Raw genomic sequence first — 10,543 nt, 5'->3', positions numbered from 1 at the left:
ACTTATGATTAAGTATATTTAACGTATAATTTAAGTATAAAGCAAAAGTAGGTATGATTATTATGTCTCTAACACTTGGAATAGATGATAAATTGAAAGCTGAGACTAGAGCTAATCTGAAAAAGATGGGAATAGATATGACTACGGCCACAAAAATGTATTATATTTATATTAATCAACATGGCAAACTTCCATTCGCTCCAAGTACAGGTAGATCGGAATTAGATCAGGCTGTATATGAAGCAAAACATCATCAGTATGCAGGAGAGTACAATTCATTAGAAGAATTCCGAAAGGATCTGTATTCTCCTGATGATACACATAATTACATAAGAAATTGAAACAACATCATGCTCATAAGTTGACCAATTATTATGAGCTACATATTAAAGGAATTGATTATTAGAATATGATTTTGATAAAGAAACCGGTGATTTGATTCTTATCTTAATTGATACTGGTGATCATGATGATTTGAAAAGAAAAAGATATTAAGTGTCTAGGAAAAAGCTCTTTGTCTGAATAACAAAAAAGGACCAACTTTTGAAAAGTTGATCCTTTTTTGTTACTTCCAAGCCCATGGATCTTCATGCCAGGTCTTTAATGTTTGGTATTGTTCCCGTGTAATATGACCAGACTCATTTTCCTTTTTCAGTAGTTCTGGATAAGAAAGAAGCGGTGCATATTTAACGTTTGCTTTGGCAAAGTTTTCTTTTGCATCAGGCAAGTAATAAGTAAAGATTGAAGAAACACCAATGACATTGCCGCCATCTTTTTCAGTTGCCTTAACTGCATTTAAAACGGAACCGCCAGTAGTGATTAGGTCATCAATTAAAACAATTTTGTCGCTTGAAGAAAAACGACCTTCAATTTGGCGACCTTTACCGTGGTCCTTTGGCTTAGGACGAACATAGATCATTGGCAGGTGCAATTTTTCAGCAACAAGTGCTGCGTGAGGGATACCAGCTGTAGCTACACCGCCGATGATAGTTGCTTCAGGAAATTCTTTAGCGATTAAATTTGCTAAATCACTAGCAATCATATCGCGCAAGTCCGGGTAAGAAACCATTAAGCGCAGATCGGTGTAGATTGGTGAAAGCATCCCACTAGCATAAGTAAATGGCTTGTCAGGTGAAATAGAAATGATTTTTTCTTGAATAAGTTGACTAATAATTTGATCTTGATGCATGTTAGTTAAACTCCTTTTTAATTGCTTCGTAAGCTGCATGTGGGTCGGTTGCTAGGGTAATTGGACGACCAACCACGATTGCAGTTGATCCCCATTCGCTTGCTTGAGCAGGTGTGGCCACACGGGATTGATCATCTTTGGCACTTCCTTTTGGCCGAATACCGGGAGTGACATATAAAAAGTCATCGCCGATTTTTTGATGTAATTCTTTGACTTCAAGTGGTGAACAAATTACGCCATCGGCTCCTGACTTTTTAGCCGTTTTAGCAAGGCTCATTACTTGCTCACTCATTGATAAAGCACAATTTTGCTCAAAGCGCAGAACTTCGTCTGAAATAGAAGTTAATTCAGTAACTGCAAGTAGTTTTGGTACTGTATGTCCTGCAGGCGTACCCGCAATTAGACCGTCTTTGGCAGCTTGAATCATTTGGCTGCCACCTAATGCATGAACGGTGGTGTAGGTGATGCCGAGTTGTGCAAGTTGTTTTGTTGCTTGATAAACAGTGTTGGGGATATCATGCAGTTTTAAATCTAAAAAGATTTGGTAGCCTTGTTTTGCTAATTTTTTGACCAAATCAGGACCAGCGTGATATAAGAGTTCCATGCCGATCTTGATGAAAACATATTGTGGCTGCCCTAAGTTGGATAAGATTTTTGTTAATTGTTCTTGATTATCAACGTCTATAGCAACAATTACAGGTTTCATTTTGCCTCCATACAAAAAAGTCTATACCAGTGCAGAGAGATACCAGGTATAGACTTTCCCTAGATAAATTTAAGCCAATATTTTGAACTTGCGGTCTCTCTGTACCGTTTAAAGTTTGATCAAGATGAAGTTTAACACCCCTGATTAGAAAATACAACAGAAAATTTTTGACCTTGCAAAAAAATAAAAGGCGTGTAGAATCAATTCTTAAAAAATAAGCGAATGACAGAGAGCATTCATTTTGGAGGAAAATTATGGTTAATACTCATGTAAATTTACCAGGTCTAGATTTGAAGAATCCAGTGATGCCGGCTAGTGGCACCTTTGGTTTTGGCGATGTGCCAGCCGCACAAAAATTTGATTTAAACGACTTAGGTGCAATGGTGATTAAAACAACGACGCCGCACGCTACGACTGGTAATCCGCAGCCACAAATTGCGATCTTAGAAGATGGCGTTTTAAATTCTGTAGGATTAACTAATCCCGGGGTTGATCAGGTAATTAGTGAAAAATTGACTAAGTTACGTCATCAATATCTTGACTTACCGATTATGGCCAGCGTAGGCGGAGACAGCGAAGATGATTACGTCGAAGTCGCTAAAAAGTTGTCTGCTTCTGGCTTAGTTAATGCGTTGGAAATTAATGTGTCGTGTCCTAACGTGGCACAAGGCGGCATGAGTTTTGGCGTTCATGCCGGTGTTGTTGAAGAGTTAACCAAAAAGATTAAGATGGCAGTTGCTTTGCCAATTTATGTCAAATTAACTCCTAATGTGACTGATATTGTTGAGATTGCTAAAGCAGCCGAATCCGGTGGTGCCGATGGGATTTCGATGATTAATACTCTGTTAGGAATGCGGATCGATATTAAAACTAGAAAGCCCCTTTTAGGTCACAACATGGGCGGCTTATCTGGTGAAGCGGTCAAACCAATTGCTATTCGTATGATTAGCCAAGTTCGTCAAGTAACGCAATTGCCAATTATCGGTATGGGCGGAATTAGTACTGCACAAGATGTCATCGAATTTATACTGGCTGGTGCCAATGCCGTAGCCGTTGGCAGCGCTCATTTTGAAGATGAATTAGCAGCTAAGCATATCGTCGAAGAATTACCAGCTGAATTAGAAAAATTAGGCGTAGAAGACATCAATGATTTGGTTGGACAAGTTAAATTTAATTAACTCTTGACAAACATATTCAATTACAGTAACTTTAAAGCAATGAATGTCCTTTAAAATTAGTCCCGTGAGGCTAGCAAGGCAGGCTTAAATAGTTTTACTTTACTAAAAGCTCCCAGTCTCAATGTAGGCTGGGAGCTTTTTTCATGGGCAGAGTTAGGAGAATTTTATGGCAAAAGAAATATGGGATGCATTGGCAATTAAGCGTGCATTAACGCGAATTACCTATGAAATCATTGAGCAAAACAAGGGAACCGATGATTTAGTTTTAGTCGGGATCAAGACACGTGGCGTTCATCTAGCTAATAGAATTCATGATCGAATTCAAAAATTGGAAGGCGTAGATGTGCCTGTTGGTGAATTAGACATTACACTTTACCGTGATGATCGCCATGATGCTTCACTAAAGCAAGATCCAGTGGTTAATTCAGACAACGTTGGTGTAGACATCAACAATAAGCGAGTAGTTTTAATCGATGATGTAATCTACACAGGCCGGACAATTAGAGCAGCGATGGATGCGTTGATGCACGTTGGTCGACCAAGCTTGATTAAGGTTGCAGTTTTAGTAGATCGCGGCCACCGTGAATTGCCAATTCGAGCAGACTTTGTTGGTAAAAATATTCCAACTTCTGCAGATGAACAAGTTGCAGTTAATGTAGTTGAAAAAGATGGCAAAGATTCAGTTGAACTGAAGGCTTTGCCTAAGTAAAAAGAATAACAGATAAATAATCAACCATTTAATTGACTCCAGAGAGGGCCAGAAGGGTTGCTTAGTTTTTCGTATACAAAAATACGGAGAAGAAGCCTGGAGCAATTAAATGCTTCAGGCTTCTTTTGATAGAAAGAACAGAATATGAAAAATTTAAATCTTGTCGCTTTACCACATTTTGTTAGTGTTGAAAATTTGAAAAATGATGAAGTAAAGGCTCTGATTAAGCGTGCGGAATATTTCAAAAAAGGTGGAGCTGTAGCTAGGTTAACTAGTCCGGTCTATGTCACTAACATGTTTTTTGAAGATTCCAGTAGAACTCACACAAGTTTTGAAATGGCAGAAAGAAAGTTAGGCTTGGCTGTGATTCCATTTGATCCAGTTCATTCATCTGTCAACAAGGGTGAGACCTTATACGACACTTCACTAGTGATGAATGCACTTGGCATCGACCTTGAAGTAATTCGCCACTCGCAAAATGAATATTACGAGGATTTGATTAATTTAAAGCAGCATCAAAAATTAAACATCGGTGTGATTAATGCAGGAGATGGCTCAGGTCAGCATCCCAGTCAATGCATGCTTGATATGATGACTATTCATGAACACTTTGGCCATTTTAAAGGTTTGAAAGTGGCAATCGTAGGTGACATCACTAATTCTCGCGTAGCTAAAAGTGACATGGAACTTTTAACCAAACTCGGTGCTGAAGTTTACTTCTCCGGCCCTGAATGTTGGTACTCTGAAGAATTCGATCAATATGGGAAGCATGAAGAACTTGATAAATTGATTCCCTAAAATGGATGTCATGATGTTGCTACGGGTGCAACACGAACGTCATAGCGGTGATCCTAATGAAAAGAAGTTTGATGCACATCGTTATCATGAAAAATACGGTATTAATCACAAACGATATGAAGCAATGAAAAAAGATGCGATCATCATGCACCCGGGTCCAATTAATCACGATGTCGAATTAAGTGGCGACCTGGTAGAAAGTGACAAGTGCATGTTTGTTCGCCAAATGGAAAACGGCGTCTTTATGAGAATGGCTATGTTGGAAGCAGTTTTGCGTGGCAGAAAACTCGGAGGGCTTGAATAATGCAAACAGTAATTAAGAACGGAACAGTTTATCAAAATGGACGTTTGATTCATGCTGATGTGCTAATTGAAGATCAAAAAATCAAGGCGATTGGTACTGATTTAACTGGCGACAAGGTCATCGATGCAACTGGCAAGTTGGTTAGCCCAGGACTGGTTGATGTCCATGTTCATTACCGCGATCCTGGACAAACATATAAGGAAGATATCGAAACTGGAAGTAAGGCTGCAGCCCATGGCGGCTTTACTACAGTCGGTGCGATGCCAAATGTGACGCCGGTTCCAGATACGCCTGATTTAATGAAAAAGATGGTCCAAGAAAATAAACAAAAAGGCATCGTGCATATTTTTCAATATGGTCCAATTACTAAAAATGAAACAACAGATGAATTGCCTGATTATGCCGCATTGAAAAAAGCTGGTGCCTTTGCTCTCAGTAACGATGGTCATGGCGTGCAAACGGCTCAAACGATGTATCTGGCCATGCAAGAAGCAAAGAAAAATGATCTAATCGTAGCAGCACATGCGCAAGATGATTCACTTTTTAATCACGGTATCGTTAATGAAGGAGAAAAGGCAAAAGAACTGAATTTACCACCAGTAACTGAATTAGCTGAAACAACTCAGATTGCTAGAGATCTTTTACTAGCTGAAAAAACTGGTGTCCATTATCACATTTGCCATGTTTCAACTAAGACTAGCGTTGAATTAGTCAGAATGGCAAAAGCGTGCGGAATCAATGTTACTTGCGAAGCCGCACCACACCACTTGCTTTTAACCGAAGATGATATTCCTAAGGACAATGGCTATTACAAGATGAATCCACCTTTGAGAAGTAAAGAAGATCAAGCAGCTTTATTAGTAGGCTTGCTGGACGGCACGATCGATTTAATTGCAACTGATCATGCTCCGCATGCCAAGCAGGAAAAGCAAGGTGGAATGCAAAATGCGGCCTTCGGAATTACCGGTAGTGAGACAGCCTTTAGCACGCTTTATACCAAATTTGTTAAAGAAGATAAGGTCTTTACATTAGAGCAATTGTTATCTTGGCTGAGTGATCAACCGGCTAAAGTATTTGGCTTAAAAAAGGCAGGAGTGCTGGAACCCGGATGCCCAGCAGATGTTGCGATTTTTGACTTAGAACATGAAACAGAATTAAAAGAAAAAAATTACCAATCAAAAGGCATCAACACCCCATTTACTGGACAAAAGATTTATGGAGCAACGGTAATGACAATGGTTGATGGTGAAGTTGTATATCAAAGAGGAGAAAAATAATGCGCTATTTAATTTTAGAAGATGGCAGCATTTATGCTGGTGAAGGATTTGGCAGCGATCGAGAAACTACTGGTGAGGTTGTTTTTACGACGGGGATGACCGGCTACCAAGAGGCAATTACTGACCAATCTTATGCCGACCAAATCTTGGTTTTCACTAATCCATTAATTGGCAATTACGGCATTACCTTAGCCGATTATGAATCACTGCAGCCACAGATCAAAGGCGTAATCTGCCACCAAATTGCCCGCCATCCTGATAATTGGCGGATGCAAACTACTTTGCCAGAATTTTTGAAGCAATTGCATATTCCAGGCATTCAAGGTATTGATACACGAGAATTAGTTAAAAAATTGCGTGTACATGGTACATTGCGCGGCAAGATTGCTAATTCTAAAGAAAACGCAAAAAAAATAGTTCAGGAATTAAAACAAAAAAATGTTACTCAAGGCGTGATTAGCCGCGTTTCTACTAAGAGCGCCTACCCAGTTCCAGGTTCAAAGTGCAACATCGTGGTTATTGACTTCGGTATTAAACACAGCATCTTGCGTGAATTGGCTGAGCGCGACTGCAACTGCATTGTTTTGCCATATACCGCAACTGCAGAAGAAGTATTAAACTTGCATACCGACGGTGTTCTTCTTTCAAACGGACCAGGTGATCCCGAAGAAATGATCGAAGCAACCAAGATGGTACAAGAGGTAGAAAAGCATGTACCGCTCTTCGGAATTTGCATGGGTCACCAAGTTTTTGCCTTAGCGAATGGTGCTAAAACCTACAAGATGAAGTTCGGCCACCGCGGCTTTAACCATCCAGTCCGCGAGATTGCGACCGGACACATCGGTTTTACTTCTCAAAATCATGGTTATGCAGTTGATGCCAAATCAATTGATAAAGATAATTTAATGATTACTCATGAAGAAGTTAACGATGGTACTGTGGAAGGACTTAGACATAAAAAGTATCCTGCTTTCTCAGTTCAGTTTCACCCAGATGCAACGCCAGGTCCACACGATGAAGATTCGCTATTTGATGATTTTATGTCAATGATTGATCAAAGAAAGGAAGAAGAGCGTCATGCCTAAAAGAACAGATATTCATAAGATTATGGTGATTGGTTCAGGCCCAATTATTATCGGCCAAGCCGCAGAATTTGATTATTCTGGTACTCAGGCATGCTTGGCTTTGCGCGACGAAGGCTATGAAGTTGTTTTAGTCAATTCTAATCCGGCAACAATCATGACTGACACTACAATCGCTGACAAGGTTTATATTGAACCTTTAACAGTAGATTCAGTTTCTAGAATTATCCGTCAGGAATATCCAGATGCGATTTTGCCAACACTCGGCGGACAAGTGGGATTAAACATGGCTTTAGCGCTGGCAAAAACCGGTATTTTGGATGAACTCCATATTGAGCTTTTAGGTACCAAACTGGCTTCAATTGAACAAGCAGAAGACCGTGAAAAATTTAAAGAACTTTGTCAAAAATTGGGCGAGCCCGTTCCACCATCTAAGACAGTCAAGACAGTCGAAGATGCCTTAGCATTTGGGGATGAAATCGGTTATCCAATCATTGTGCGCCCAGCCTTTACTATGGGCGGTACCGGTGGTGGTATTTGTCACAATCATGATGAATTAGCCGAGATTGCTAAAAACGGTTTGGAATTGTCTCCTGTAACGGAATGTTTAATTGAAAAATCAATTGCAGGTTACAAGGAAATCGAATTCGAAGTAATGCGCGATTCAAGTGACAATGCGATGATCGTCTGCTGTATGGAAAACTTCGATCCGGTAGGTATTCATACTGGTGATTCAATTGTCTTTTCACCAAGCCAAACCTTGTCTGATAAAGAATACCAAATGCTTAGAGATTGTTCTTTAAAACTGATTAGAGCATTAAAAATCGAAGGTGGTTGTAATGTTCAGTTAGCACTTGATCCTAATAGTTTGGATTATGATGTAATCGAAGTCAACCCAAGAGTTTCTCGCTCAAGTGCTTTGGCTTCTAAAGCAACAGGTTATCCAATTGCCAAGATGGCTGCTAAGATTGCGATCGGCATGACTTTAGATGAAATCAAGAACCCAGTAACTGGTACTACTTATGCCGAATTTGAACCAGCACTTGACTATGTGGTCTGCAAGATTCCACGCTTTCCATTTGATAAATTCTCTAAAGCTGACCGCGTGTTAGGAACGCAGATGAAGGCAACTGGTGAAGTTATGGCAATTGGTCGTACAGCTGAAGAAGCAATGCAAAAGGCTGTGCAGTCGCTTGAAATTGATGAAAAAGATTTGTACTCAGCTAAGGCACACAAGGCAAGCGATGACGAAATTGAACAAAAATTGGTTAGACCGCAAGATGATAGATTATTTTATCTCGCTGAAGCATTTAGACGCGGCTACTCACTTGAAGATGTTCATGAATTAACTAAGATTAACTTCTATTTCTTAGATGTTGTAAAGCACATGGTTGAGATGGAAAAAGAAATTGAGGCAAATCCAGATGACTTAGACGTTTTGCGTCTAGCTAAAAAATATGGCTTTAGTGATCAAACGATCGCAAAACTATGGCATGAATATCCTGATCAAGTAAGAGATTTGAGAAAAGCTAATGGCATTGTGCCAGTTTATAAGATGGTTGATACTTGTGCCGCTGAATTTGAATCAACCACGCCATACTTTTACTCCACTTATGATGGTGAAAATGAAAGTAGAAAATCTGGTAAGAAATCAGTGATCGTTATTGGCTCAGGCCCGATCCGCATCGGTCAAGGGGTAGAATTTGACTATGCAACAGTTCACTCGGTTAAGGCTTTGCAAAAGATGGGCTATGAAGCCATTGTCATTAACTCTAATCCCGAAACTGTTTCAACAGACTTCTCGGTTTCAGATAAGCTTTACTTTGAACCACTGACTTTAGAAGATGTTTTGAATGTTTGCGACTTGGAACAGCCTGAAGGCGTGATCGTGCAATTCGGTGGTCAAACCTCAATTAACTTGGCGGCCGGTCTTGAAAGACATGGCGTTAAAATTTTAGGAACAACGGTTAAGGATCTTGATCGAGCAGAAGATAGAGAAGAATTCGATCAGATTATTAAGAGCTTGCATTTGCATCAACCACAAGGTTTGACTGCAACGACGCATGAAGGAGTAATGAAGGCAGCTGATCAACTAGGTTATCCAGTGCTGGTTCGACCATCTTATGTTTTAGGCGGCAAGGCAATGGAGATCGTTTATTCAAAGGATGAATTAGAAGAATATTTGCATGATCACGCCGATATTGCAGAAGATCATCCTATCTTGGTCGATGATTATCTTGATGGACGTGAATGTGATGTTGATGCAATTTCTGATGGCAAGACAGTACTGCTTCCAGGAATTATGGAGCACATTGAACATGCGGGCGTTCACTCAGGTGATTCTATGGCAGTCTATCCGCCACAAACCTTTAGTGATGAAGTTGAAGAAAAGATTACGGATGTGACTAAGAAATTAGCTTTAGCTTTGAACTGTAAGGGAATCATGAACATTCAGTTTATTGTGCGCGATGGGGATGTCTATGTAATTGAGGTAAATCCACGTGCAAGTCGAACGGTGCCATTCTTGAGTAAGATTACCGGTATTGAAATGGCGCAAGTTGCAACTCGGTGATCATGGGAGAAAGTCTTGAGCAGCAAGGTTATGCAGGTGGTTTAGCTCCAGAACCAGAAATGATTAGTGTTAAGGCACCGGTCTTTAGCTTTAGTAAATTAGCTGATGTTGATTCTTACCTTGGACCAGAAATGAAATCGACTGGTGAAGTAATGGGTAGTGATCATACATTTGCTAAGGCACTCTACAAGGCTTTTGCAGGTGCAAAGATGCAGCTACCTGAAAATGGTAATGTCCTTCTTACTATTGAAGATAGAGATAAGGAAAAGATTTTGCCGATTGCAAAGAGATTTGCTCGGATCGGTTACAGAATCTTCGCAACTAAGGGTACAGCCAACTTCCTTAAAAAGAACGACCTGCACGTAGAACTCGTGACAAAAGTACATGAAGATGAGCAAGCATACGATAACATCTTGAACGAATTACGCGATGGAAAGATCGATTTAGTAATCAATACGATGGGGCATGATATTGAAAAGAATTCGGATGGGTTTATTATTAGACAAATGGCGATTCAGCAAAATGTTCCTTTATTAACAGCTTTAGATACTGCGGACGCATTACTCAAGTCCCTAGAAAACAGATCATTTGCTACTGATGCATTAAAATAGAAATAGCGTACTGGAAAAGGCTTCTGTGAAAACAGGAGCCTTATTTTTTAGAAAAAATTACTAATGCTATTTATTTTTATTAAATAACATTGCATTGTGGGATGCAATATAAGAATC

7 protein-coding genes and 2 pseudogenes are annotated in these 10,543 nt (G+C 39.8%); 7 read left to right on the top strand and 2 right to left on the bottom strand.

Annotation, left to right across the window (positions count from 1 at the left end; translation table 11 throughout):
• Positions 1-62 precede the first annotated feature (62 nt).
• Positions 63-341, top strand: coding sequence for a type II toxin-antitoxin system RelB/DinJ family antitoxin (locus HMPREF0518_RS07820; RefSeq protein WP_023191716.1), 279 nt, complete (start codon positions 63-65; stop codon positions 339-341).
• 224 nt (positions 342-565) lie between these two features.
• Here HMPREF0518_RS07820 and pyrE read toward each other — a convergent pair whose 3' ends face one another.
• Both pyrE and pyrF read right to left on the bottom strand, forming a co-directional pair.
• Complete coding sequence (gene pyrE / locus HMPREF0518_RS07815) at positions 566-1,189, bottom strand: orotate phosphoribosyltransferase (protein WP_003627631.1); 624 nt, start codon at positions 1,187-1,189, stop codon at positions 566-568.
• Position 1,190: 1 nt separating this feature from the next.
• Positions 1,191-1,895 carry an orotidine-5'-phosphate decarboxylase gene (gene pyrF / locus HMPREF0518_RS07810; RefSeq protein WP_003627630.1) on the bottom strand — a complete coding sequence of 235 codons (705 nt, stop codon included), beginning with the start codon at positions 1,893-1,895 and terminating at the stop codon, positions 1,191-1,193.
• A gap of 254 nt (positions 1,896-2,149) precedes the next feature.
• Between pyrF and HMPREF0518_RS07805 the strand changes: the two genes are divergently transcribed.
• The 6 genes and pseudogenes from HMPREF0518_RS07805 (at position 2,150) to carB (ending at position 10,426) form a co-directional block, all read left to right on the top strand.
• Complete coding sequence (locus HMPREF0518_RS07805; RefSeq protein ID WP_003627629.1) at positions 2,150-3,073, top strand: dihydroorotate dehydrogenase; 924 nt, start codon at positions 2,150-2,152, stop codon at positions 3,071-3,073.
• 166 nt (positions 3,074-3,239) lie between these two features.
• The gene (gene pyrR, locus HMPREF0518_RS07800; RefSeq protein WP_003627628.1) at positions 3,240-3,782 is read left to right on the top strand and encodes a bifunctional pyr operon transcriptional regulator/uracil phosphoribosyltransferase PyrR; all 543 of its coding nucleotides are present in this window, start codon (positions 3,240-3,242) and stop codon (positions 3,780-3,782) included.
• Positions 3,783-3,926: 144 nt separating this feature from the next.
• A pseudogene (locus HMPREF0518_RS07795) lies at positions 3,927-4,884 on the top strand (aspartate carbamoyltransferase catalytic subunit).
• Positions 4,884-6,161, top strand: coding sequence for a dihydroorotase (locus tag HMPREF0518_RS07790; protein ID WP_003623962.1), 1,278 nt, complete (start codon positions 4,884-4,886; stop codon positions 6,159-6,161). The pseudogene HMPREF0518_RS07795 and the gene HMPREF0518_RS07790 overlap by 1 nt, the downstream one beginning before the upstream one ends.
• Entirely contained in the window at positions 6,161-7,246 is a 1,086-nt protein-coding gene (locus HMPREF0518_RS07785; protein ID WP_003627625.1) for a carbamoyl phosphate synthase small subunit, read from the top strand. The genes HMPREF0518_RS07790 and HMPREF0518_RS07785 overlap by 1 nt, the downstream gene beginning before the upstream one ends.
• Positions 7,239-10,426: pseudogene (gene carB, locus HMPREF0518_RS07780) on the top strand (carbamoyl-phosphate synthase large subunit). The gene HMPREF0518_RS07785 and the pseudogene carB overlap by 8 nt, the downstream one beginning before the upstream one ends.
• The last annotated feature ends 117 nt before the right edge of the window (positions 10,427-10,543 follow it).

The sequence above is a fragment of the Lactobacillus helveticus DSM 20075 = CGMCC 1.1877 genome (genome assembly GCF_000160855.1).
GTDB lineage: Bacteria > Bacillota > Bacilli > Lactobacillales > Lactobacillaceae > Lactobacillus > Lactobacillus helveticus.
The sequence above is the reverse complement of the archived record's forward strand: the minus strand, read 5'-3'. Positions and strand labels throughout refer to the sequence as shown.